Origin of the sequence: Bradyrhizobium sp. YCK136, from assembly GCF_044570075.1 — a bacterium.
Classification (GTDB): Bacteria; Pseudomonadota; Alphaproteobacteria; order Rhizobiales; family Xanthobacteraceae; genus Bradyrhizobium; species Bradyrhizobium diazoefficiens.
The window spans coordinates 6836632-6861073 of the sequence record NZ_CP172424.1 but is presented as its reverse complement, the minus strand read 5'-3'; the positions used below and the strand labels follow the sequence as shown (position 1 = coordinate 6861073).

Here is a 24442-nt window from a genome sequence, read left to right as displayed (position 1 = left end):
GCTCCCTTCCAACGGACATTCGTTGGCCCGGGTCGACGAGGGGGCGAGCAAGGTGTCCCGGAAAGGCCGAATCGAATCTTTGCTCGGCAAGGTAGCAATCGTGGGAAGCGAGAGGCCCGGTTGTCAAGGAAGGCGTCTGTTTATCCGTAAGCGGAGCTTTTCTCCCATTTGATTGACTGGTTTCGCTTCGGCTTTCGCTCTGCGATCCTTGGCTTGTCAGAGAGCCGAGAGGAGACTGAAGGCGATGGAACAATCGGGGGAGGAAGCCGAAGCTGATGGCTTTTTAGGGAAGCTTACGCGCCGGACGCGTTCTGGAGGCCGGTTATGGTCTGCGGAGATCAAGGGGCGCGCTGTTTTCGAGAGCATGAAGCCCGACGCCCGGGTATGTGATGTCGCACGGCGTTACGGTGTGAAGGCCCAGCAGTTGACGACGTGGCGCAGATTGGCGCGTGCTGGCCGGCTCGCATTGGTCACGGACGACGCGGCGGATTTCGTGTCGATCGAGCTGAGCGATCCAGTGGCGTCAGGCAAGAGCGAGGGGCCCGTCGAGATTACGATTGGCAAGGTTTCGGTCCGCCTGGATGCGGACGTGTCGGCGGTGCGGATCGCGGAGATCGTGACTGCGATCGAGCGCGGCGCATGATCATTCCGGCGCAGGGACTGCGGATTGTGCTTGCTGTGCGTCCTGTTGACTTCCGGTGCGGGCACGACGCGCTGGCCGGTCTTGTGCAAAACACGCTTGGGCTCGATCCGCATTCGGGCCTGATCGTGGTTTTTCGTTCGAAGCGCGCCGACCGGCTGAAGATTTTGCTATGGGACGGCACGGGCCTCGTTTTGGTCTACAAGCGCCTTGGCCGCGATGGTCGTTTCGAGTGGCCGCAGATCAGCGACGGCGTCATGCATCTGACGCGCGTGCAGTTCGAAGCTACCCATGTTGATGCCCCTCCTTGTTAGGCTGACAGATTCTTAGATCAAGTTGCGCGATGACGTGGTTTCGAAGGTCTCCGATGGCGTGAAGAACGGATGGTGTATTCGGGAAGAGATAGGCGCCGCTGGGCTGGCGATCAATTAGCAAACGCTTGGTTCGGATCTGAACATAGAGCCAGTTTACTGGAATCTCGAGCCTTCGGGCCAGTTCGGGCGGGCTGAGGTATGAGTCGTCATGCTCCCATCGGCTGCGCTGGGCAGTTACCTTGATGGCGGCGGCACGACGGAGCCGCCCAACGGTGATAGGCAGCACCTTATCGGCGCAACGGGGAGAGCGGTGACCTTCCCGAGTAAGGATTGTGGCGATCTTGTCGTCTGGGACGCCGTCGCGAGCGAGCGTCAGAAGGCGTTCCCGCATCTCTGTGCCTCGCGTCAATCTGGTGACGGAGTTGACGCTCATCTTCACTTCGAGCTCCGTCACGGCGCCTCCCCGCCAGACGATCCTAGCCAGGGCCAAGTCGCGCTCACCGCGGTCGAGAACGACCTTTTCGATGAGACATCGCAACAACGCCTTGCGATGCGCATCCGAGATAGTCTCGTCACCCCATATCTGCGGGAGGCGGCCGGTGAGGCTGATGACCTTGTCGTTGAGCTCCTTGCTTATGGCCACTTGTGTGATGGCTTTGGGCGGCGTCTGTCGGGCAAGCGCCTCTTCGGCGGCGCGCACGTCGTTTAGCGCCGCTTCCCATCGACGCTCGAGTTCCGAGGCGACCAACCGATTATCTGGATCAGCTCGGTTGAACTGCCGTTCGGCGAGCGCCGCCGTGTATCGCTTGCGCTCGAGCTCTCGTTCTGCACTGGAGCGTAGCGCATTGTTCGTCTGCTGCTGCACCCGGCGGGAGCGCGACAAGGCATCGAGTTCGGCCGGCGCTAGTGCGGTTAGGAATGCGTCGCCAACGGCTGCATCGATATGGGCGGCGCGGATGTGTTGGCAGGTTGGCTGACCTTCCTGGGTACGCAGGTGATTGCATACATATTCGCCGCCGCCCTTGTAGCGGACGTACATCTTATGGCCACATCGTGCGCACCAGGCAATGCCGTGGAGCAGGAGCTCGCCATTGCGAGGCGCGCCGCGGGTTTTGATGCGCATGTATTCGGCTCGGTTATCTCTGATGACGGATCGGATTTTTTCATAAATTGGCCAGTCGATATAGGCTGGATATCGATCTTTAACGACGATCCGCCACTCCTCCATCGGCCGCGGAGCCTTTTGTGGCAGGGCCCCCTCCCGCTTCGGCGGCCGGAAGCGGGTTCGTCCATAGACAAAGGCGCCCGCGTATGCGGGGTTCTTCAAGATCGCCGCGACGGCAGCCAGCGTCGCGCGCGTCCAGCACAAATCGCCATATCGATCACGACGCGGCAGTTCCAGGTCACGCTCGTTCAACGCTCGCATGACCTTGGCAACGCTGCGCAGCTGCAGGAATAACTGGAAGACGAGACCGAGCCGCCCTTGCACGGCCATGTCGGGATCCTTAACGACCACACCGCTCGGGTCCCGCATCAGCCCGATTGGCAGCATAACCGCAAGTTCGCCGCGTTCGGCTTTGGCCAGCAGGCCGGCGGTCAGCCGGCTGCGGATCGTATGTAGCTCAAGCTCGGAGATCGAACCCTTCAGCCCGAGAAGCAACCGTCCGTTGGGAGTGCCCGGATCATAGACACCATCGCGGTCGGCGATCAGGCAGCCACGTAGACCACAGATATCCAGGAGCGGATACCAGTCGGTACAATTACGCGCCAAGCGGGTCACGTCGATCGACAGGATGAGTCCCACTTCACTCAGGCCAACACGGCCAACGAGTTCCTTGAAGCCGTTACGCTGTGCTATAGACGCGCCGCTCAACCCGAGATCGGCATCAATCACGTCGATGGCCGCCTCACGCCATCCGAGTTCGCGGGCGCGCTGGCGAAGCGCGTATTGAAGGCGCAGGCTCTCCTGATTGCTTACGACCTGATGGGGCGTCGACTGCCGGATGTAGACTACGGCTTTGCGCGCCAAGTGGCTTGGTGTGACCAGCTCGGACTTCATGAGGGATCTCCGCCAAAATTGCGGCGACGTCTTCGACGATCTGGCGTCGGAGCGCGGGCGTCAGCGTCGACCAAAGATCGGCTGGATCCATGCTCATGTGCGTCGGGACAATCCGCTGTCGATAAAAGCTCGAGTAGAGCCTCCATACTCAGCTTAATCTGATTTGCCTCTTGCTCATAATATTCGATTGCGGTTGCTTGAATCAGAAGACTGCTTCCTGCGCGATACTCAACTTCATACGAAGCGGGAATGCCTCGGCCTCGCTGACCGATCTTCCTAATCACTCGATATGAGCGCCCCCACAAAGGATGGTGGGGGTCCCGAACCTCGACCACCTCCGGAAATGATTCGTCAGACTCACTATCAGGGACATTCCTCAATCCCCTCGTTTGAAGGGCTGAACTGGAAGCGAGTGGGCGAACGGATTGTCGCGACGCCAGCTGCGGCGAACTGACTCAGACCCGACAACCTGTTTCGCGCGGGGCTTTGGGATGATAGCTTGCGGATGTGCCGCCGTCCCCCATTGATCCCGCCCGTCTTGCAGCGCTGCCCGCCGATTTGCGCGCGCTCTTCCGCGCGCAGGAAGCGATGATTGAAGCCGAGCGTCGTCGCGCAGACGATGAATGCTCGGCGCGCCTTCATGTCGAGAGTGAACTGGCTGCGTCCAAAGAGAGCGTCGAACGCCTCGAACTGCTCGTGAAGGAGTACGAGCGCGCACGTTTCGGTAAACGCTCGGAAAAGTTCAATCCCGATCAGATGCAACTGGTTCTCGAGGACATCGAGATTGCCATCGCCGAAGTCCAGGAACGCCAGGACGATCGTGCGCGCCGCGCCGGCACGGCGCCGTCCAGCCGCCGGACCAGGCGCGCTGCCCGTGCCTTTCCCGCGCACCTGCCGCGCATCGAGCAGGTGATCGAACCCGAGAACCTCGAGTGTCCCTGCGGCTGCGGCCGGATGGTCCAGATCGGCGAGGATCGCTCCCGCCGTCTCGATGTCATGGCCGCCCAGTATCGTGTGATCGAGACGGTGCGACCGCGCTACGCCTGCGCAAAGGGCTGCACCGGTGTTGCTCAGGCGCCGGCGCCCGCCCATCTCGTGGAGGGTGGCATCCCCACCGAGGCGCTGCTGGCGCAGGTGGCGGTCGCCAAGTTCAGCGAGCACATGCCACTCTATCGTCAGTCGCAGGTTCTGGCTCGGCATGGCATCTTCATCGATCGCGCCGTTCTGGCAGACTGGATGGGAACGGTCGCCTTCCACCTCGCGCCGCTGGTCGAGCGCATGAGCGTCGTGATGAAGCAATCGGGCCGCTTGTTCATAGACGAGACCAGGGCGCCTGTGCTCGATCCGGGCCGGGGCCGAACGAAGACCGGCTATCTGTGGGCTGTCCTGCGCGACGATCGCGGCCACGGCGGCGCTGATCCACCAATCGTGGTCTACCACTACGCGCCAGGACGCGGTGGTGACCATGCTGAGCGCATCCTCGAGGGCTTCGACGGCATCCTTCAGGTCGACGGATACCAGGGCTATCATCGGCTCGCACGGCCCAAGCGCAAAGGCGGCGTGCCGCTGCGGCTGGCCGCATGTTGGTCCCACTCAAGGCGCAAGATCATCGCAGCGACTCCGAAAGCCGGCTCACCCATCGCCGAAGCCGTTCTCGCGCGCATCGCCGCACTCTATGCGATCGAGAAGGAGATCCGTGGCGCCGACGCCCCGGCTCGGCAAACGACCCGTAACGAGCGATCACGGCCGCTCGTCGCTGAACTCGAGAGGTTTCTGCGCGAGCAAGCCGCTCGCCTGTCGCCGGGCAGCGAGATGGGCAAGGCGATCGCCTATCTCCTGAACCATTGGGATGGCCTCACCTTGTTTCTCGACGATGGTTGCGTTGAGATGGACACCAATCCCGTCGAAAATCAAATCAGGCCGCTGACTCTGACGCGTAAAAATAGTTTATTTGCTGGTCACGACGAAGGTGGTCGTTCATGGGCGCGCATAGCTTCGCTCATCGCCACCTGCAAAATCAACAGCGTGGAGCCCTACGTCTGGATGAAAGCGACGCTCAAAGCGATCGCAACCGGTCACCCGCAGTCCCGGATCGACGAGCTCCTGCCCTGGTCGTTCGGCCGCACCTCGTAATTCTCCGTCGTTGCCGCCTCCATACCCCCCGCCAACGATTTGCAAACACGTTGATCAACAGACTGCAATCCCCACGCCAAACCTTTGCGAATGGGACGCGAACGTCGCTTACGTTTATCCAGAACTCTTTGTCTTGGGTTCAGAGGCCCGGCAGCAGAGATCCAGCAGCGGCACGCTGACGATGGGGGCCCTCGGGGGAGCGTTAGACCGTCCACTGGTCCTCCATGGTTCGGTGCCAGTGGAGGGGAGGCTTTCCTGGAGTTCTTCGGACGGGCGGCTGGATGTTCGGCATACCGGGAAAGACCCAGTTCGAAGCATCGCCGCCGGCGGGCCTGACGACATTGGCGGGGCCGTTTCCCGCACAGCGCGTGACAATGCCCAGATACCCGCGCATTATGTTGAGACAGCCTGGGCGCACGGCGTTTCCGGGAATGGGCCAGAGCGGGGGCTTGGATGAGATTGAGCATCAGATCAGCAATAATATTGGCGTCAGCCGTGGTAACGAGCGTCGCCTTATGGCCCGGTCATGCGATAGCCGATGCTGGAATCCAGGAATACGGAGCGGCGCTGGTCCAATATTTCAATAGCCTCCGGGGCGGCTACGAGCCCTTCATCATATCGGAAGGCCAGCAAGTCGGTGACCTGATAGATGTGAGGACGCGATCCGTGCTGAAGCGCCGAGCCGCGTGTTTTCCCAATCTCGTCCCGCCCCAGCCTCAAAAATTTGAACTTCCAAAGTTCGTGGGGATGTCCCAGACAGCCGCTTCGTTCCTTTTCGAGGTCAAGCAGTGGTTCGGCCTCACGGCCAACGACAAGCTCGTGGACAGCGTCTCGCTAGTCTTCAGCGAGGGCACCATTGAGGACGTGATGCTCGACGATTTGCAGTCCAATCTGTCCAAGGAGTGCGAATTCCTCAAACCGCTGATTATGGAGGGTAAGGTCATCACGCTGTTCGGACGAACCACTACCCTCATCCGAACCGTGATCAGGGCCAAGACGAACACCGTCATGTCTTTCGGTACCGATGCCACCGCGGAGGCAAAGATTGAGCAATTGAAGAACCTGCTGCCGGGAGGCGCGGCAAGCGTTTTGCCGGTCGACGCGTCGATCGGGGCCAAGATAGACCTCAAGGGACAGAAGGCGGTGACGCTCCAGACCGAGGGTCCCTCGTCCGTTGCGTTCCGGCCGACCCACATCCCGCGCAAGCTGCTCGGCGGGGAGCCCGCAGACGGCTTGATCCCCTTCGATGCGACGAATGGCGTCCAGATCGAAATCCAGGAGCGAGCTGCTAGTGCTTGGATCAAGACACTCAAAGAGACGTCCGCTTCAGCTAGGCTTTTCTCAGCTCTTTCTGAGATCATTGTTCGTCGCCGCGTTCACCGCCGTGCTTGCGGAGAATGCCGCAGCCGAAGGCGGGGGCCTGACTATTTGCCCGAGAATCGACCAGAATCTAGCGCCATCACCTTCCGTAGCATCTCTACTCGCCCGACTGACGTCGGGCAGCGATCCGAGAACCCTCGATGCGTTAAGACGCGACCTTATCGCAGAAGGAAACGAGATCTCGGGCCGCGCCGACGACAACGATCCACACGTGGCCGCTCAAGCCGCGAAAGACATCTCGTACCTCGACGCCGCCCTTTCCCGTCGGCAGGACACTGCCTGGTCCGACTTCCTGCCGGACCAGCGAATTCGCCTCCGCTTGACGCTGTCGAAGCTTTATCTGCACTTCGGCTGCAGAAGAGAAGCGACAGGGACGCTCGAGGACGCTATCGCGCTCGCGCCAAGCGGTTCGCTACAGCGTGCGCAATTGCTTACGAACCTCGGTGTTCTCTATACCGACCTGGATCGGTTGGACGAGGCAGCTCCGAAGCTACGCGAGGCACTTGAGATCGTGCCCTCATCGAAGGACTACGCTTCAGCCAAGACCAGATTGGGAGCGTTGTCGACCTCAGCTCGCTTGGCTCGCAAACGCGGCAGCCGTCAAGATGCCTTCGAATTTAACAGATTGCTGATCGCCGAACTGGATGATCCGAAGGTCGCCGATTATTTCCGGGCGGCCGCCGCATCGGACGAGCATCAGCGTATTTTGGCGATCACGCTCACAAACAACGCCATTCTTCTTGGCTACGAAGAAAGAATGGCCGAAGCCGGTCCGCTGTTCGAGCGTTCGTACAAGATGGTGGTCGGCCGCCCGGACGCCATCACGCTGGGCCTCCCCGATCTCCTCATAGCGTGGTCCGACAACCAGCTCGACTCGGGCAATCCGGAAGGTGCGATCCGCCGCTTGGACGAAGCGATCGCTCTTCTCAGGGCGAAAGGAGGTCGTCCGGAAGTTCTCGCGAGAGCGCTTCAGAAACGATCGTCGATGGCGATCAATTCGGGCGAAGCAAGGAAGGCGCTCGAGCTGATCCGAGAGCTCGACGGTATTCCGCAGTCCTCGCTCACTCCGCTGGAACAAGCCAACATAGCGGCCACGAAGGGCGCACTACTCGAAGCAACTGGCCGGTTCGACCAATCATTACCCTTCTACGAACAGGCGCTCGCCGGAACGAGGCGAGCAGTGCCCGAGGGAACGTTCGAGGTCGCGAAGGCGTGATTGATCTCGCATTCGCAAAAGGTAAGTCGGGCGATCTCGACGCCGCGTTGGAAGGAGCGCGGGCAGCCGACCGTGCGCTAGTACCCGGAATCAGAGCTGAGTGATACGGCGGCCTTTGAAACGGCGTTGACGGACCTTTTTCTTGGTCCAGACGAAGGGCTCGGCTCTGTCGTTGTATGCGTTGACGTAGGCATCGATGTGTTCCTGAAGCTGCTTGAGGCTCGTGAAGGAGGTGCCGCTGAGCGACTGCCCCTGCAAGATGGAAAACCATACTTCGACCTGATTGAGCCATGACGCACTTGTCGGCGTGAAATGAAATTGCACGTTGGGGTGGGCCTTGAGCCAGTCCTCGTTCTTTTTATGGGTGTTGAGGTTGTCGAGGATGACGTGAAGCTTGCGGTTCGGAAAAGCCGCGGTGACGCTGTTCATGAAATCGAGAAACTCGACGCGGCGCCGGCGTTTTGAATGGGTCGCGATGATCTTTCCGGTGGCGACTTCGAGCGCCGCAAACAATGTTGTGGTGCCATGCCGCTTGTAATCGTGGCTTTGGCCGGTCAAGGCGCGGCCATTGGGCAACTTCAGATAACCCTGCGCTCGCTCCAAAGCCTGGATCGAGGGCTTCTCGTCCACGCACAGCACAATGGCCTTCGCCGGCGGCGCGACATAGAGGCCGACAACATCGGCGGCTTTGGCCGTAAAGTTCGGGTCGTTGCTCTCGCACCAGGACTTGCGAGCCACCAGGTCAATCTTGTGGCTGCGCAGGAACCGCCAGACATATTGGACATCGACATCGCCCAGCGCCTCGGCCAGCAGGGGGCCGGTCCAGCGCGCAAACCCTTGCGGTGGCGGCTTATCCAGCAGCTTCAGAATCCGCTTGTCGGTCGTCTTCGTATAGATCGGCTGCTTGCCAGGCCGCGGCTTGTCTTGCAGCCCTTCAAGGCCATGGTCGGCATAGCGATGCCGCCAAAGGCTGACAATCCGCGGCTGGACCCCAACTTCCTTGGCGATCGACCGGGTGCTGCGCCCATCCGCCGCCAACAGAACTATCCGCGCCCGCTTCAAATCGCGCTGCCTAGGTGCCTGGCTGGCTGAGGAATCGTCGGGTTGCCGCGCCGGCGTCGCGCCGAATCGGCAATTGGTAGCCAAGATCCGCGAAAGTCGCGGCATGTTCGCCATCCTCAAGCGGCAGGCGCTACGGAAGCAGGGAGGAGCAAGCGAAGAGGAGTTCCGAAAGATAGACCGCGACATCTTCGATCTCGTTCGAGAGAGAGAACTCGACCGGGTCGGAGTGGCCATCGAGCGCGGCATGCTTCGGCGAACCAACGAAGAAACGATACGGCGTCTCCAGCAGTCTCTCGCCGAACTCTGCGCAGCGCGATCTGCCTTCGATGACGCAGTCAAATCAAGGCGGCCGAACCTGGATTCGTCTGTGGAGCGCCTGAACAGGGCACGAGCCGCAATGGCTGAAAGCGAACGTACGATCCAGTCGGACGTAAGGCTGAAGTTCGCCACCGGAAGGCTCAAAGTGTCGATGGAGGACTTGCCGGATATTCTGCGTGACCGCGAAGCAATGATCGCCTTCCGGGTGGGTAGCGATTTCTCGGTCGTATTCATCGCCGCCCGCCGCGGCGCGAACGTCATCACGGCCTCGGCTCTATCGAAGACCGCATCCCGGGGCGATATCGCGGCGGCCGTCACGTCGGTGATCGATGCGCGGAGGCAGGGGGATTTTCGCGCAGCGACGGATCGGCTCGGGACCGTACTTGGGCTCGAAGATCTAAAAGGACTCTTCGAAGGAACCGACCACATATTCCTGGTAGCCGACGGAGACCTGCAACGCCTTCCTGCACACCTGCTACCGATCGGAAGCACGCTTCTAGGCGACTTGTCCGCGACGTCGACGCTCTCCTCCCTGTCGATGCTGGCCGCATTGCGCAATCCCGCCGTCGCGGACAAGCAACCCTCGCGCTCGTCGTCCGGCTTCGGCGATCCGATGCTTGACGATAGCGGATGTCCGAAGCCGGACGCGAGCGAACCACGGCAACTCGTGAACTGTTTGGGCAAGGCCTATGGATCGGCAGCCCTTCTCCAGGCAACGTTTGCCATGTTCGGCGGCGCCGCTCCTCAAACCGGCATCAACGCGACGGTCCAGACCTTTCGCAAAGCCGATTTGAGTAAGGCGGCGGTACTGGTGTTGGCTACCCATGGATTGGTCGGCGGCGACAAGCTCTCCAAGCTGCCGGCCATTGTATTGACGCCGGATCCATCCGATCCGAAAGACAGCGGTCTTTTTACGACCGCAGACATCGCGGACATGGATCTAGACGGCGTGTCGCTGGCAATAATCGCCGCCTGTCACACCGCAGGAGCTGCTCCCGACTCTCTCGAAGAGGGACTTTCCGGCCTCGGACTAGCGTTCGCCACCGCCGGAGCCAAGGCTCTCATACTGTCCTATTGGGATGCCGAACCGAGCGCGACCGAGAAGCTTCTCGAACAGGCATTGACGCTGATGAATCGCGATCATCTGTCCGTGGCGGCTGCCTTGACCGCTTCGATGAGCGAGCTCCGCAAGAACAGATACACGCCCGAACAATGGGCTCCGTTCGTCGTGATCGGAGACGGGACTGTCAAGATTCCCGAACAGTAGGTTCCGAACATCGGGCTGGTCATGAGGGGCGGGGGCGGGCCCCACGATGAGGCAAAAAGCGAACTATTTTATTTCTTCGCCCGCTTCAGAGCAATGGCTAGCGCGGACGGAGAACACGCACATCAATGTCGAGCAGATCGGCCAAGCGCGCAAGGTCGTCCGGCAGTTTCCGTTCGGACACGAGACAGGCTCTCACTTTGGACGTGATCCTGTCGGCTTTGTTTTGAGCCTCTAGCACAGTGCGATACTTAACGCACTGATAGATGCCACGTTGAAGGTCAAAGTCGTTTGACCGGCGTGACTTGACCTCGACGGCCAACTCCTTACCTGGGCTCATGAACCAGACATCGATTTCATCGAGACTTCGCAATTGCTTTTCGGGCCAGCCTTTCTTGCAGCCCTTTGGCGCACCAACCAAGAGCGGGTTATTGCACACATATTCCTTGAGACGGATATGCTCCTCGCTTTCCGGTGGACCGCCGCGGGCTAGGCCCAGACGCTGAGCCTTTCCGTCTGCCTCCACGGGCTCGGACGGCTCGATTTTCGGCAGCGTGATGCCGAAGACCCGCTTTGCCAACTTTGGCCAGCCCTTGAACTCGTAGACCTCATCCACGAACGGTCGCAATACTGAGCGCTTTCGAGCGTTCTTTAGGCGCTTGTAGTTGATGTCCGGATTGTACGCTTTGAGAAAGTCGTGCGCGCCCGTGCCTGGAAGCTTGGTCGTGCCATTTACGCAGAGAAGATTGAGGAGTGGCGCGTCAGGCTCAACATCCTGAATCGCGAACATCATGCTTCCGACCACATTGCCAATATGTTCGTGGGCCACGGTGGTGCGAAGCACGGGCTCAATACGCTCAGTGATCTGCTATAGGTGATTGGATGCCGTTCGGCCGCGGCCTCGACCAGCGCGGTCATGGCTATCGGCCGTCCGACCTCTATCAATTCCTCTACCGTATAAGACATCGTGCCGCCCGTTCGGTCAGAAAACTGGAAGCGGAACGACGAATCCGCCGAAATCGCCGTTATGTCGGGGCGGATTGGTCAGATCGATGTCGACGCTCAGCGTTTTGCCCGTCGCCTGGTCTGTCCAGTTCATATCGAGAGGCGGCACCTGAGCCAGGTGCCACATCGGCGTCTTGCCGCCGAAATAGTTGCAAGTCCCATTCCAGCCGGTCGAGGCTGCGGCGACCCAAGTATATTTGCAAGCGTGCTTGCTTAGCAACGTACTGCATACGAAGCCGCTGCCGTAAACGGCGAGCGCATACCTGCCGGCAATTTTTGCCGTAATGCCGGACCAATAGTTTTCGATGTCAGACACATCGCCTTGGCCGTAGTCTCCCTCGACCGAAAAATAGATAGCTGAACCCGGTGGCTGACCAATGTCACCCGCCATCTTTAGCGCAATCTTAGCGTCAGCAGTTCCCTGATCGGCGGTCAGGTTTAGGTTAGGACGTGAAGCGTCCTCGAATACCACGAAGATTTGCATGCCGTTCCTGCAAAGCTCTATCGCTTCCTGTGCATCGAGCAGATCCTTGCTGTTGGTTGTGGCGCCGTAATAGCGGCCAACAGCCGTAACACCTTGGCTCTTCAGCCAGGGGCCAAATCCCCTGTAACTCGTATTCGTATCGATGACCAACATTGTGCTTCCCCCCGTTCCCCACCAAGATTCATCCTCGGGTCTGGTCTGAACCTCGCTTCGCGCGGCGGTCATCCGTCTTCGGCGCAAGCTTCTTCAGTCCCGCATCCATGAATTGTCGGACAAGCTGATTGCCGGCAGTAACCGGATCGTCGGGCATTTCCCCCCGCAATTTCTTTGCCGAATCGATGAAGTCAACGACCAAGCCCTGCAAGTCTTCGGGCGACTTATCCAAGCGCTTGAGCATGCTCAGACCATTTTGAGCGTATCCGAGAAAGGCCTGATTTCTCTCGATGATCTGCGCGAGCATTTCGTCCGTAATCCGCTCGCTCGGCGAGACGAACTCGCCATCCTTCCAGTCGACATAAAGAGAGAGCTGGCCCCGCAAATTCGGACAGTAGCTTGAGTGGATTTTCTGCCTGACAGCGGCGAGGATTCTTGCTGCGAATCAGGAGCGAAGATGACGAAGAAGAGCCGCCGGACGCATTCTCCGGCATTCAAGGCGAAGGTTGCTTTGGCTGCGGTCAAAGGCGACAAGACACTGGCGGAGCTGGCGCAACTGTTTGATGTTCATCCGAACCAGATCACGATCTGGAAAAACCAGCTCCTGGAAGGCGCCGCCGGCGTGTTTGGGCATGACAAGACATCGGCCGAGACGCCGGTCGATTTGAAGGCGTTACATGCCAAGATCGGCGAGCTGGCATTGGAAAACGATTGTTTGTCCGGCGCGCTCACCAAGGCGGGCCTGCTGAGCGCAAAGCGATGATCGACCGCGGTCATGATCTTTCTATCGTGCGCCAGGCGAAGGTCCTGAAGCTGGCTCGCAGCACGGTCTACTATGAACCTCGGCCAGTTTCGGCCGAGGACCTTGCCTTGATGCGTCGGCTCGATGAGCTGCATCTCGATTATCCCTTCGCGGGAGCGCGTATGCTGCGATCGTTGCTGCGGCGGGAGGGCGTATACGCCGGTCGCCGCCACATCGCGACGCTGATGAAGCGCATGCGGATCGAGGCGGTCTATCGTCGCCCGAACACGAGCAAGCCGGCTCCGGGTCACAAGATCTACCCGTACCTGTTGCGCGGATTGAAGATCGAGCGGCCCGACCATGCGTGGGCAATGGACATCACCTACATTCCGATGCGGCGTGGCTTCGTCTATCTCGCGGCGGTCGTCGATGTGTTCAGCCGACGGGTCCTGGCCCATCGCGTCTCGATCACAATGGAGGCGGCCTTCTGCGTCGAAGCGGTCCAGGAGGCGTTGGCGAAGCACGGCAGGCCCGAGATTTTCAACACGGATCAGGGCAGCCAGTTCACCAGCCTCGAGTTCACCGATGTGCTGCTGGACGCGAAGATCGCCATCAGCATGGACGGCAAGGGCGCCTGGCGCGACAACGTGTTTGTCGAGCGGCTCTGGCGCACGGTCAAATACGAAGAAGTTTATCTCCGCGCCTACGACAGCGTGTCCGAGGCGCGAGCGTCAATTGCCAAGTATCTGGCCTTCTACAATCAGGGACGCCCTCACTCGAGCCTTGACGGGCGCACGCCCGACGAGGCTTACTTCGGCACGCAAGCTATGGTGATGGCCGCATGACCGTCGCCGACGGTTTTGTCGTCGCTCTGGTCGGGCTACGCCCTCCCGACGCAACGACAAAACCGTAAAGCCCCGCGTTCAGCATAACCCGGCAGGAATCCACTTAAATCCAGCGGGGCGCTGTCCAAACAACCGGGGCCAGCTCTGTATTGTTGTCCAAGCGAAATGCAAAGAAGTTCCGAAGGGTGATGCTAGAGATGCGAGTTGGCTGATAACCCAACTGAAGGCGGAATTCGGGAAGTATCAAAAAAACAAGCGTCTTCGACGCCCAGACTACTACATCATAGCGACTAACTCCACGAGATCAGGCGACTTCGGTTTAGTGCTGCCGGCGGCCACCGGTCAGTGAGCTTGGCGCCGAGCTCCTTCCTGAGTGAGGTTGACTACGCCTCGATTCTCAGGGACGGGGCTCTCCACTGCTACCAATATCCTCTCAACTGGCTACCGACCTCTCGCCTCTGGCTCCCGCGCAGCGGGCTGGAGCGCAGCGACTTAATTGGAAAATCTGCTTTTGCCATTTCATCGAACGGGACAGCAGTGCTGGCTTGAAGAGCGTCGCCGCCAGTCACATGTGATAAGGATCGGGGATCGTTGGCCCGACACAGTGGCAACGCACCCACCGGCCTCATTGAAGGTCGTGTGCGTCCAAATAAGAGCAAGCACGGGCTGCGTTCGAGCACCGCTCGACGCAGTACCTTTACTCAAATGCAACGGCACGAGCCGTCGAGGGAGACCTTGGCGGCTTTTTGCGTGTGGCCAGATATGCGCAAAGAAAAACGGCCCCTTGGGGAAGGTCGGCCAGCCGAGGTTCTTGCACCTGGGTATGGAGATCGGCCGCGCCTTTCATGCCATTACGGTGACAGTGCACAAGACTCTCGACGCGGGGAGTGCCCCATCCGCAACGCTGCTCAAAGCCAGTTTTGTCCGCGGTCACCGCCGTTCGCGATGCGCTATCGGTAGCGAGCCAAGGACGTTCATGGACAAGCAAGCCGGAATTACGGTGACAGTGCACGAAACTGCACGACGTCAGGCGACTTCAGTTTAGTGCAGTGTCACCGTAATTCCGGTCACAGCGCCGCCGCGGTCCGGAAGAAGGCGTCGATCTGGGCATCGCTCCAGCCGTAAGCGGCGCCGATTGCCGCCGTCATTGGATGGCTGCGCTGAAACACCGTGGCGTTGGCATTTGCGGCCGCGACCAGCGCGTCGAGCACATCCCTCGAAAACATGGATTTCCCCTCTCGAATGCGAAAGGCCGCCCGATAGGGGCGGCCTTTCATTGGACTCCGGGCATAAGGCCCGATCAGGAGTTGTTAACGCACTGCAAAACCGCGCACAGCCTCCGGTTGACACAATCAGCGGTTAGGTGTCAGAATTTTCTCTCGCATTTGGAAAAACATTGACGATTTTGGAAGAACATTGCCGATGTCAAATTGCATTGACCAGAAACAGCAGCATCATTCCGGCGACAGCGATAACGACTGGCGCATTGCCACACTCTTCGTGATTTGCCTGCTCGCCTTCGCCGTCTGCCTCAAACTCGGCGAAAAGCTCTACTCGTCGAACGTCAATCTCAGAATTGCCGAGTGCAGCGCGATTTATTGGAAGGGCCGCGCCGAAGGACGCCCCGAAAACTATTGCGCGCCGGGATGCTGCACGCCGCCGAGCGCCCCCTAGGAGCCTCCTCCCCGTCAATCTTCTCCGGTCACAGCGTCGCGGCGGCCCGAAAGAATGCGTCGATCAGGTCATCGCTCGAGCCATAAGCCGCTCCGATCGCCGCCGTCATTGGATGGCTGCGCTGAAACACCGTGGCGCCTGAGAGCAGCATCTCGGCGTTGAATTGCTGATCGGCCGGCATCGCGCTCACGATGGCCATTAGCGGCGCCGGGATGTCGCCCGTCTTGACCGCTGCCAACGCCTCGGCCGTCGTGACGATGTTCGATAGCGCGAGTTGCTGGAAGAACTGGCGGTCCGAAATGTTCTCCGGCACCGGCAGCGGCGAAATCTCGGCCGGATCGCACTACGGTGACGGTGCACAAAACTCTCGACGCGGGGAGCGCCCCATCCGCAACGCTGCTCAAAGCCAGTTTTGTCCGCGGTCACCGTAGCTCCTCGGTTCGCAATGCGCTATCGGTAGCGAGCCAAGGACGTTCATGGACAAGCAAGCCGGGCGAAAAAGATCGTGAGTTTCTTCGAGCGTCTCAAGACAGCAGCATCCGTTGAGTGGCGGGCCTACACCGAGCATCCCTTCACGAACGGATTGGCAGACGGCTCGCTCCCCGAAGCGGCGTTTCGTCACTACCTCGTTCAGGACTACCTGTTCCTCATCGAGTTTGCTCGCGCCTACGCGCTCGCGGTCTACAAGTCGCCCAGACTTGCCGACATGCGTGAAGCCGCGGCCGGCCTTTCGGCCATCCTTGATGTCGAGATGAACCTGCATGTGAAGCTCTGCGCCGATTGGGGTCTGTCCCCGACAGACCTTGAACAGACCCCTCCGGCGGCCGAGATGCTGGCCTATACACGCTACGTGCTCGACGCGGGAATGCGCGGCGATCTGCTGGCACTCAAGGTGGCGCTTGCCCCCTGCGTGATCGGGTACGCGGAGATCGCCACACGGCTCGCCTCGCGACCCGATGCGGACGCTGCGACGAACGCCTATCGCGTCTGGATCGCCGAGTACGCCGGCGCGCCGTACCAGGAGGTCGCTGCCAAGGCGCGGGCGCACATGGAGCATCTCGCCGATCTCTACGCCACGCCGGCCCGCGAGGCAGAGCTGATTGCGATCTTCAAGGAAGCCACCCGACTCGAGGCAGACTTCTGGGAGATGGCGTGGCGCGCGGGCCAGCTTGTTCAATAGCCCTTTCGGCAGTGAGGCTCATAACCTGAAGGTTATACAATTACGATGACGATGCTCCTCGATCTGTCGGGTCGAGCTTCCGTCACGATTCCTGAAAGCCTGACGGAAACCACGTCTGTCGGCGCGACCTACCTCACCCCCGCCACCACCATCACCACCACCGGCAACGTCACCGCCGCCAGCAGCGTGCCCAGCGCCACAGCCCCCGACACCGGGTTCACCAGCCGCTGATACTGAACCGCGAAGATGTACGCGTTCGCGCCGGTCGGCATTGCCGCGAACAGCACGACCACGCCGGCCGCGGTCGGCGGCAGGCCGAGCAGCTTGGCCAGCACGAACGCGGCCGCCGGCATCGCCAGCAGCTTGAGCGCGCTCATCACGACGACGCTCGACATCTCGCCCTTCACCTCGAAGCGGAACAGGTTGATGCCGAGCGCGATCAGCGCCGCCGGGGATCCCGCCTGCGCCAGCAGCTCGATGGTCCTGTCCACGACGGGATTGAGGCCGAGGCCGGTGAAGCGCCAGACCACGCCAAAACCGATCGCCAGCATCAGCGGGTTGCGGGCGAGGTCCGCGAGCACGGGCTGGATCACCGAAAGCGCCGAGCCGGTCCGCTTGCGGCTGACAAGCTCCATCTGCAGGATGCCGCAGAGCCAGAGCAGCGGCGTGTTCACCGACAGGATCAGCGCCATCGGCCCCGCCGCCTCGTTGCCGAGCGCCGAGAGCGTCAGGGGAATGCCGAGCATCACGATGTTGCCGTAGACCGAGCCGATCGCGAACACGACGCCGTCCTCGCGGTCCTCGCGCCCCGCGCGCAGCAGCGCCGAGAGCGCCAGCGCCGCGATCCAGGTGACGGCGAGGGCGCCGTAATAGGCGCCCCACATCCGGTAGGGGCTGACGTCGGGGAATTCCGAGACGACGATGGTGCGGAACAGCAAAGCGGGGATCGCGATGCTGAAGGCGAATTCGGAGATGCCCTTGTGCGCGGTCTCGGTGACGAAGCGAAACAGCACCGCGGCATAGCCTGATGTGATCAGGGCAAACACCGGCGCGACGATCAACACGGTGGCCATGCGCCCCCTCTCCTCACGGGGATATCAGCCGACCACCCCACGCACTCTCGACGATGCCATCATGCCCCTGTTTTGCCCGACGAGTCAAAACCGCTTCGTAAAATCCGCAAGAGGCGATTTCACTGGGCATATCAAGGCCCCGGCTACTGTGCATGGGGTTGTTTTCGCGGTTTTTGTTTTGAGGGGCCCGGGGCCAGCGGTGGAAACCGATCTCGCCAGATTTGCCAAAGGGTTAGGCTCCCGAGGAGCAGCCCCACCCACAACTGTCGTCACCCGCCTTGTGCGCGATTGCGCACTGGGGCGGGTGACCCAGTATTCCAGAGACGCCTGAAGTTTCCCGAGGGGCCGCGGCGTACTGGATCCCCCGCTTTCGCGGGGGATGACACCTGTGTGTGACGCCGCAGATCCGCCCCGGCCGCTTGCCGCCGCTAGTTCGGCTGATGGCCACACCGCCCTGTTGCCGAGAGCGCACACATCAGGGGTTTCGCCTCCGGCCTCGTTGCCAACGAACGGCGGTTCACCCACACTCCGCCCCGACCAGACATTTGGGGGGATCGATGCCCGCTTTTCACTTCAGGAAGTCCGCTCTTGCTGCCGCGTCGGGGCTTGCCCTGGCCGTCCTGGTCCACCCCGGCGCCGGCTTCGCCTACACGCAGGAGGAGCAGCAGGCCTGCACGCCGGATGCGATGCGGCTGTGCGGCGAGTTCGTGCCGAACGTCGACGCCATCACCGCCTGCATGATCCAGAAGAAGGCGCAGCTCTCGCCGCAGTGCAAGGTGTTCTTCCGCCAGGGACCCGAGCCGGGCCAGGCCCGCGCCGGCAAGCCGACCAACATCGCGCCCAAGACTGCGAAGAAGAGCACCAAGCCGGCGCCGAAAGTGGCCAGGAAGAAGAAATCCGAAGAAGGCTGAGCGCGGCCGCTGCGTTCCTTCGCTGAAACTCAGGCCCGGGCAAGCGTGCGAAGCGCGGCTCCGCGCTTGACGACATAGGCTCCGCGACAGCTACCGGACTCCTTTTGTTCGCGCGCCCTGCGCGCCTGCTTGCGGAAATTACCGCCACACGTGATCGAAAAGAGTCGCGAGACGGTTTGCGCGGCAAGGTTGCATTCCGGCTTTCCCCTTCTCGCTGCTCAAAAAAACCAACGATTGCGCGCATCGCAGGCTCTTGATTGCTGTTCGTGTCTTGTCGCGCGCAGCAGTGTGACTCAAAAGCCAACACGTCTTGTTATTTCGTGGCTGCAGAGCAACTCTCGGTAAATTTTTCTTTCCCGAATCAGCGCGGTGATTCATTTTCGGAGCCTGGGGTCAATCTGGAGGCCGAAGGTATGAACGTTATTGTTTTTGCATCGCGTAAAGGCGGCTCGGGCAAGAGTACCCTGGCCGCACATCTCGCCGCGCAGATCAAGGCGAGCAAACAGGTCATGCTCGTGGACGCGGATCCGCAGGGGTCGCTCACGCTGTGGCACAAGCTGCGGGGCACCAACGAACCGCCGATCAAATCGGCCGTGAACTCCGTCAGCGGCATCGTCTCCGCCGCCAAGCGCGACGGTTATGAATGGGTGTTGATCGACACCCCGCCGAACCTCTCGGCCGTCGTCGACGACGCGATCAAGAACGCAACCATGGTGGTCATTCCGGCGCGGCCTGGCGTGTTCGACGTCAACGCGGTGCAGGAAACCATTCAGATGTGCCGCGCGGCGCGCAAGCCCTACGCGGTCGTGCTCAACGGTGCTCCGGCCAAGCGCGACGAAGCCGAAAGCCCGATCGTCACCATCGCCCGCGAAGCGCTGGCGAAATTCCGTGCTCCGGTGTGGGGCGGTCAGATCACCAATCGTTCGGATTTGTTGATGGCGCTCAGCCACGGCGAAGGCGCGCGTGAGTATCAGGCCGAGAGCCGTGCGGCTCAGGAGATTGCAAGGCTGTGGGCGGCGATCGAGCGTTCGGTCAAGGCCATTCGCGGCACGGCGTCGGCATCCGGCGCAATGCACAAGCAGGCGGCATAATTTTCACAAATCATTCCCCGGACGAAAAACGCGCGGATGTCTGCGCGTTTTGCGTTTCTGGGCCTCACTCTGTCATTCCGGGATGACGCGCAAGCGCCAGACCCGGAATATCGAGATCAACGTTACGCCACCATCAGCATGTAGAACACGATGACCGGCGACAGCGTCAGGATCACCGACCAGATGCCGGCGGCCCAGAGAATGTCCTCGGTGGTGAAGCTCTCCTCGGTGGTAAAGCTCTGTCGTGCGTCGTAATGCGACGCCATTTCATTCTGACTATTCACAAACGCCCCCGCGATTTCTTCGCTTATGGGCATCACGCTACGCGAGATGTTTTAAAATTCCGGGTTGCTGCGCCGCTCGCATTTTGAACGCATTTGTGACGCGGGTTTAACCATCCGCGCGCGTTCTCGTCAGCCGACGAGCCAGACCCGAAACAGCAGCACCGGCATCAGGCCGAGCATCACCGCCCAGAACCCGAACGACGAAACCACCAGGATTCCCCGCAAAAGATCGGCGGGCGCGAATTGCTGTGCGGCCGTAGGCCGGGCGCGACGTCCCATGGTCATTCCCCCTTTGGAAGGCTTTGGAGAAAAACGATAGGCGCCAGAGCGTAAACGAGACGTGGATGCGCCATGCGGCGGATGCGAAGCCGATTGGGGCGCGGTTAACCACGAGGTCTCTTACCGCCCCCCTTGTGGGGGAGGGTGGCTCGCCGCGTAAGCGGCGAGACGGGTGAGGGGTTTCCCTCCCCACGGACAGTTTGCGCGCGGAGAGAAACCCCTCATCCGGCGCTTCGCGCCACCTTCTCCCACAAGGGGAAAAGGTTAGCTGTTCGCGGCTATTCGCGGCCATCCTTTGTTATTCGGAAGCCCCCGTAACCTATTGAACCACGAACCTTTCTCGATACGTTCCCGTCAACGGCCGTTCGCCGCCATAAGCCGCTAGCCGGGGCCATTTACAGTACCGATTACAGTATCGGCACCCGCGCTGGCAATCGAAAGCCAAACCGGGAAGCATCATGAAAACCATCACCACCGACGTACAGGTCCGCAATCTCAAACCCGCCGCCGAGGATTATCGCCGCACGGTCGGCGGTAATCTCTATCTGCTGATCAAGGCCAATGGATCGAAGCTCTGGCGCTACGACTACAAGGTCGGCACGCGGAAGACGCTCGCGATCGGCGCTTACCCGGAGGTCTCGCTCTCCGATGCGATGACCGCACGCGACAACGCCGCCCGTCTGGTCAAGCGCGGCATTGATCCGAAGGACCATCGCGATCAGGAGCGCCGGGCCGAGGCCGAGAGGAAGGCCGCCGAAAGCCCTTTCGGCGCTGACGCCGACGGATGGCTCAAGACCCGCGAGGGCAGCGCAAAGAAAACCTACCTGCGCGACGAATTGATGGTCCGTTATCTCAAGGAAGGCGCCGACAGCATCCCGGGCTTTGGCGCGGTCAATACCAATCAGGTCGCATTGAGCCACATCCTGCCGCTGCTCAACCATTTCAATCACGAAACCCGGCGGCGCCTTCTCTCGACCGCCCGCAACGTCATCTCCTTCGCCCGGGTCCACAACCACTTTCCGCAGGATCGGCAATCGCCATTTGCCGAGATCAAGCTGGGCGACGGCTTCGCGCCGCACCAGACGAAGAACCGGCCCGCGATCATCCAGCCCGATGACTTCGGCGACCTCATTCGCCAGATCGATGATTTCGGGACCATCATTCCCTCGATGTCAGCGCGGCGCCGGAAGTTGATCCGCTACGCCTTGCAGTTGCTGGCGCTCACCTTCGTGCGCCCGGGCACTATCGAGACGGCGGAGTGGGATCACTTCCATTTCGGCAAGGACCACAGCTTCTGGATCGTGCCGTTCGCGAAGCTCAAGATGCGGACCGAGCGCGCCAAGAAAGGCAACCGGAACGATTTCTTGGTGCCGCTCTCCCGCCAGGCGGTCGCGCTCTTGCGGGAATTGCGCACGATCACCGGATCGAGCCGCTACCTATTCCCCGGCGCCGATCGCAAGGCGACCGCGAAGAAGGCGGCCAGCAGTGGCATGATCGCCGAGGGCAGTCTCAACGACGCGCTGCACTTGCTCGGGTACAAGGGCAAGCATTGCGCCCACGGCGTCCGATCGAGCGCCTCGACCATGCTCAATCGCGAGCGTATCAATGGGCGCCGCCGGTTCGAGCAAGCACTGGTCGAGATGCAGCAGGACCGCCTCGATGCATCGACCCGGGCGATCTACGATCGCGACGATCGCTTGCCCGAGCGCATCGAGCTAATGCAGTTTTGGGCGGATATGGTCGATACGTTGCGCGCAACCGGCGCCCCGAAACTGCGGGTGGCCGCCTGACCGCTGGCACAAACTGCATAAAAATAGGGCCGCTTCGCGCGGCCCTATTCGTCGCGGATCAGGAGATTGCATGGATCGGAGCGCCACGTCGAGCTGCCGCAACCCGTCGGCCAAGCCCATTGTGGTGTAAGAAGAAGGTGTGGAGGAATTCATGAAAGACCCGCCCCCGCGGATGGTGCGAGGGCGGGCAAGTAGGCGGGTGGCCGCCTGACCACGATCAGGTCGGCGCGTGTGCGAATTCCCGCCACAACCTCAATACGTCGGATGACCGCTTTGGTCACCGTCAAAATGCATGGCGGTTATCAGAAAATCGCGGGGCGCGCTGCGTCGAGGGTTTCCAACTCTCGGGCAGCGGTGATGATCGCCTCGCGGACTTTCGTCATGTATGCGGCGTCAACTCGGGCCGCGAAGAAGTCGGGATTGGCGCGATAGTCGCGACCGACCCTGCTGGTGACGCCCTCGCGGATCAGTGCGCGGACGGCACGCTGAACATTGGAACGAGGAACTCTCAGAATTTTCTCGATGTCGGCAATCGATAATGGCGGCTTTCCCGCCTCATCGTTCCGCCTCACCACCATCGACACGAGCAGTTCTTCCCAGCTCGCCCCAACATGCTTGCGGCGATAAACGCGCTGCATCGCCGCGACAATCGTGAGAACCATATCGGCGACAATCGCCTGCTGCCGTTGCCGTTTGATCACATCTTGTTTTGTATCTCGTGCCATGAACCTCACTACTACGCGCCCTGGAATAGATCGAGATGGAGTGCGCGCGACGTTTCTTGTGATTTGACTCGATTGATAATGCTTCTTTTTCCCTGACCAACTTGGTCATCTCGCGCGAGGCGAATGCACTCTTGCGCTCATTCGCTCCGAGGTCGTCAGGATCTCGGAGCAATGATGTTCGCGGGTATCGGGCTAACTCTCGCCGTATTTGGTATTCCAATGATGATGTAAGGAGACGCGGGCACAACTGCTCGCGTCGCCATCGCAGCGGGCAAACCGCGCGAACAAAAGAAGCGTGTGTGGGAGTTTGACGGGCCATGCGAAGGTGTGGAGACTGTCAGCTGTGCTGTAAGCTATTGCCGGTGCCGCCCTTGAGGAAAGGCGCTGGCGTCGCGTGCCGCTTCCAGAAATTCCACAAGGGCTGCATTGTCTATCACACGCACCAGATGCCGCCCGAATGCGGCCTCTGGAACTGCCGCTGGCTGATCAACGACGACGCCGCCGAACTCTCCCGGCCCGATCGCTCGCACTACGTCATCGACCTGATGCCGGATTTCATCACCATCACGAATGGTGACGGCTCCAAGCAGAACATCCAAGTCGTCCAGATTTGGGTTGATCCCAAATACCCGGACGCGCACCGCGACCCGGCCCTGCGCCGTTGGCTCTATCGCCGCGCCGAGGACGGCATCGCCGCGCTCATTCGCTTCAACGCCTGCGACGCCCTGACCGTGTTCGCGCCGCCCTTCGACGACAAAGGCGAATGGCACGAGATCAGCGGCGCCAGGACCGGCGCCACGCATTCATTCGCAGAGATCGATGCGGCGCTCGGCGGTCGCGCGGCGGCGATCGTCTAGCCATAGAGAAGGAAGAAGGAGCTAACAACCATGGCCTACTCCAATGAGCTGACCGAGATCGCGGTTAACGAGCTGAAGGCGCACGGGATCAAGGCGCATCTCCGCGACACCAATGGCGGCCATATCGAGATCGCGTGGCAGGTCGTTCCCGAGAAGGAGGTTCGCAAGATCGTCGTCGCCAAGTCCACCAGCGACTGGCGCTCACGCATGAATACCCGCGCCGACGTGCGCAGGCTGCTCCGTGCCGACAACGTCTCGCCGAAGATGTCGCAGGAGAAGCCGAAGAAGCCGGCGCAGTTGCTGGTCCAAAAGGCAATGTCGTTGCCGCAGCCCGACGTGCTGCCCATACCGGTCCAAGTCGCCGCGATGCGCAGCGAGATGGCTGATCTCAGCGAACTGGTGGTGCGCCTCATCAAGATCGTGACCGGCGTTCGCGACACCATCGCGGCCTATGTGCCGAAGCCCGTGGAAGCCGCTCCGAAACCGACCTCGTCGCGCAGCGTCAAATTGGTCGAATACCTCTCGCGCGACCGATGGGTGACCATCGACACGCTGCCGCGAGACACCGGGCTCACAGCAGAGCAGATCAAGCTGAAGCTTCAGTATCTGAAGAACCACGACGAGATCGAGATATTCCGGGGACAGGTCAAGCTGAAGCCGCCGAAGGACGGCAAGGCAGCGAAGAAGAAGGTTCACTGGAAGACCGCGCAGAAGATGGCGAGGGAGGCGGCCGAGGCCGCGAAGCCGCCAGCAGGGAAGAACGGGAAGACCGCGAAGGCCGCAGTTCGTGCGGCTGGGTCGATCCGCCCCGCTCGTGCCGCTCGCGCAGTTTTCGGCTGATGTCGAACGCGAGCGCAAGGCCGGCTGGCTCGCAAACAGAACCGCGGCGCCAAAAAGAAGCGGAAGGCCAACGGCCACGCAAAAAAATGAAGGAGAAAGCCAGTCCTTCGGCGCGAGCGCGCG

At 60.9% G+C, this 24442-nt stretch carries 24 protein-coding genes; 13 read left to right on the top strand and 11 right to left on the bottom strand.

Translation table 11 applies throughout. From position 1 onward, the window contains the following. Positions 1-244 precede the first annotated feature (244 nt). Together ACFLEY_RS33115 and tnpB are read left to right on the top strand one after the other, a co-directional pair. Positions 245-643, top strand: a complete 399-nt coding sequence (locus tag ACFLEY_RS33115) for a transposase (RefSeq protein ID WP_060912919.1) — start codon at positions 245-247, stop codon at positions 641-643. After that, complete coding sequence (gene tnpB, locus ACFLEY_RS33110) at positions 640-954, top strand: IS66 family insertion sequence element accessory protein TnpB (RefSeq protein ID WP_060909080.1); 315 nt, start codon at positions 640-642, stop codon at positions 952-954. Before ACFLEY_RS33115 ends, tnpB begins: the two co-directional genes overlap by 4 nt. On the opposite strand, the gene ACFLEY_RS33105 is transcribed toward tnpB, so the two are convergent. After that, complete coding sequence (locus ACFLEY_RS33105; RefSeq protein WP_049810452.1) at positions 926-3013, bottom strand: recombinase family protein; 2088 nt, start codon at positions 3011-3013, stop codon at positions 926-928. The two genes, tnpB and ACFLEY_RS33105, sit on opposite strands and share 29 nt — an antisense overlap. A 588-nt stretch (positions 3014-3601) precedes the next feature. Here ACFLEY_RS33105 and tnpC point away from each other — a divergent pair. Next, positions 3602-5146 carry an IS66 family transposase gene (gene tnpC / locus ACFLEY_RS33100; protein WP_224517700.1) on the top strand — a complete coding sequence of 515 codons (1545 nt, stop codon included), beginning with the start codon at positions 3602-3604 and terminating at the stop codon, positions 5144-5146. 1360 nt (positions 5147-6506) lie between these two features. Then, entirely contained in the window at positions 6507-7742 is a 1236-nt protein-coding gene (locus tag ACFLEY_RS33095; protein ID WP_211434591.1) for a tetratricopeptide repeat protein, read from the top strand. Between the two features lie 90 nt (positions 7743-7832). Here the strand turns inward: ACFLEY_RS33095 and ACFLEY_RS33090 are convergent, their stop codons facing one another. Beyond that, complete coding sequence (locus ACFLEY_RS33090) at positions 7833-8909, bottom strand: IS630 family transposase (RefSeq protein ID WP_060910569.1); 1077 nt, start codon at positions 8907-8909, stop codon at positions 7833-7835. Here ACFLEY_RS33090 and ACFLEY_RS33085 point away from each other — a divergent pair. Beyond that, positions 8908-10389 carry a CHAT domain-containing protein gene (locus ACFLEY_RS33085; RefSeq protein WP_060910570.1) on the top strand — a complete coding sequence of 494 codons (1482 nt, stop codon included), beginning with the start codon at positions 8908-8910 and terminating at the stop codon, positions 10387-10389. The genes ACFLEY_RS33090 and ACFLEY_RS33085 overlap by 2 nt on opposite strands. A 97-nt stretch (positions 10390-10486) precedes the next feature. Here ACFLEY_RS33085 and ACFLEY_RS33080 read toward each other — a convergent pair whose 3' ends face one another. From ACFLEY_RS33080 to ACFLEY_RS33070, 3 genes are all read right to left on the bottom strand, one after another. After that, on the bottom strand, positions 10487-11230 hold the full coding sequence (locus ACFLEY_RS33080; protein WP_060910571.1) for a hypothetical protein: 744 nt from the start codon (positions 11228-11230) through the stop codon (positions 10487-10489). A 138-nt stretch (positions 11231-11368) separates the two neighbouring features. After that, positions 11369-12028: a glycoside hydrolase domain-containing protein gene (locus ACFLEY_RS33075; protein ID WP_396604305.1), complete on the bottom strand. Its 660-nt coding sequence runs from the start codon at positions 12026-12028 to the stop codon at positions 11369-11371. Between the two features lie 28 nt (positions 12029-12056). Next, positions 12057-12413 (bottom strand): hypothetical protein, encoded by a 357-nt coding sequence (locus ACFLEY_RS33070; RefSeq protein WP_060910573.1) that lies wholly within the window; start codon positions 12411-12413, stop codon positions 12057-12059. A gap of 72 nt (positions 12414-12485) precedes the next feature. On the opposite strand from ACFLEY_RS33070, the gene ACFLEY_RS33065 reads away from it, so the two are divergent. Next, positions 12486-13615 (top strand): IS3-like element ISRj2 family transposase gene (locus ACFLEY_RS33065; RefSeq protein WP_396604987.1). Its coding sequence is split into 2 segments (ribosomal slippage): positions 12486-12741 and positions 12741-13615, totalling 1131 coding nucleotides; the frame shifts between segments, so codons are not numbered across the junction. 1067 nt (positions 13616-14682) lie between these two features. On the opposite strand, the gene ACFLEY_RS33060 is transcribed toward ACFLEY_RS33065, so the two are convergent. Next, the gene (locus tag ACFLEY_RS33060) at positions 14683-14841 is read right to left on the bottom strand and encodes a hypothetical protein (protein WP_122975533.1); all 159 of its coding nucleotides are present in this window, start codon (positions 14839-14841) and stop codon (positions 14683-14685) included. Between the two features lie 190 nt (positions 14842-15031). Between ACFLEY_RS33060 and ACFLEY_RS33055 the strand changes: the two genes are divergently transcribed. After that, positions 15032-15289, top strand: coding sequence for a hypothetical protein (locus ACFLEY_RS33055; protein ID WP_171901226.1), 258 nt, complete (start codon positions 15032-15034; stop codon positions 15287-15289). A gap of 28 nt (positions 15290-15317) precedes the next feature. Here ACFLEY_RS33055 and ACFLEY_RS33050 read toward each other — a convergent pair whose 3' ends face one another. Further along, positions 15318-15602 (bottom strand): hypothetical protein, encoded by a 285-nt coding sequence (locus tag ACFLEY_RS33050; RefSeq protein ID WP_060910574.1) that lies wholly within the window; start codon positions 15600-15602, stop codon positions 15318-15320. A 192-nt stretch (positions 15603-15794) separates the two neighbouring features. Between ACFLEY_RS33050 and tenA the strand changes: the two genes are divergently transcribed. Then, complete coding sequence (gene tenA, locus ACFLEY_RS33045; protein WP_060910575.1) at positions 15795-16469, top strand: thiaminase II; 675 nt, start codon at positions 15795-15797, stop codon at positions 16467-16469. A 128-nt stretch (positions 16470-16597) separates the two neighbouring features. On the opposite strand, the gene ACFLEY_RS33040 is transcribed toward tenA, so the two are convergent. Continuing rightward, complete coding sequence (locus ACFLEY_RS33040) at positions 16598-17542, bottom strand: AEC family transporter (RefSeq protein ID WP_211434426.1); 945 nt, start codon at positions 17540-17542, stop codon at positions 16598-16600. Between the two features lie 557 nt (positions 17543-18099). Here ACFLEY_RS33040 and ACFLEY_RS33035 point away from each other — a divergent pair. Both ACFLEY_RS33035 and ACFLEY_RS33030 read left to right on the top strand, forming a co-directional pair. Then, complete coding sequence (locus tag ACFLEY_RS33035; RefSeq protein ID WP_028172833.1) at positions 18100-18453, top strand: hypothetical protein; 354 nt, start codon at positions 18100-18102, stop codon at positions 18451-18453. A gap of 413 nt (positions 18454-18866) precedes the next feature. Beyond that, the gene (locus ACFLEY_RS33030) at positions 18867-19544 is read left to right on the top strand and encodes a ParA family protein (RefSeq protein WP_027547672.1); all 678 of its coding nucleotides are present in this window, start codon (positions 18867-18869) and stop codon (positions 19542-19544) included. Positions 19545-19666: 122 nt separating this feature from the next. On the opposite strand, the gene ACFLEY_RS33025 is transcribed toward ACFLEY_RS33030, so the two are convergent. Further along, entirely contained in the window at positions 19667-19861 is a 195-nt protein-coding gene (locus ACFLEY_RS33025) for a hypothetical protein (protein WP_028172834.1), read from the bottom strand. A gap of 96 nt (positions 19862-19957) precedes the next feature. Next, positions 19958-20107, bottom strand: coding sequence for a hypothetical protein (locus ACFLEY_RS33020; RefSeq protein WP_165448175.1), 150 nt, complete (start codon positions 20105-20107; stop codon positions 19958-19960). A 458-nt stretch (positions 20108-20565) separates the two neighbouring features. On the opposite strand from ACFLEY_RS33020, the gene ACFLEY_RS33015 reads away from it, so the two are divergent. Then, positions 20566-21897, top strand: coding sequence for an integrase arm-type DNA-binding domain-containing protein (locus ACFLEY_RS33015; RefSeq protein ID WP_166352141.1), 1332 nt, complete (start codon positions 20566-20568; stop codon positions 21895-21897). A 302-nt stretch (positions 21898-22199) separates the two neighbouring features. Here the strand turns inward: ACFLEY_RS33015 and ACFLEY_RS33010 are convergent, their stop codons facing one another. After that, a complete protein-coding gene (locus tag ACFLEY_RS33010) occupies positions 22200-22622 on the bottom strand; it encodes a hypothetical protein (RefSeq protein WP_035679974.1) in 423 nt (140 codons plus the stop codon). A gap of 362 nt (positions 22623-22984) precedes the next feature. Here ACFLEY_RS33010 and ACFLEY_RS33005 point away from each other — a divergent pair, with 362 nt between their 5' ends. Next, positions 22985-23479 carry a hypothetical protein gene (locus ACFLEY_RS33005; protein WP_373565337.1) on the top strand — a complete coding sequence of 165 codons (495 nt, stop codon included), beginning with the start codon at positions 22985-22987 and terminating at the stop codon, positions 23477-23479. 30 nt (positions 23480-23509) lie between these two features. Next, a complete protein-coding gene (locus tag ACFLEY_RS33000) occupies positions 23510-24319 on the top strand; it encodes a hypothetical protein (protein WP_060909881.1) in 810 nt (269 codons plus the stop codon). Positions 24320-24442: the final 123 nt, after the last annotated feature.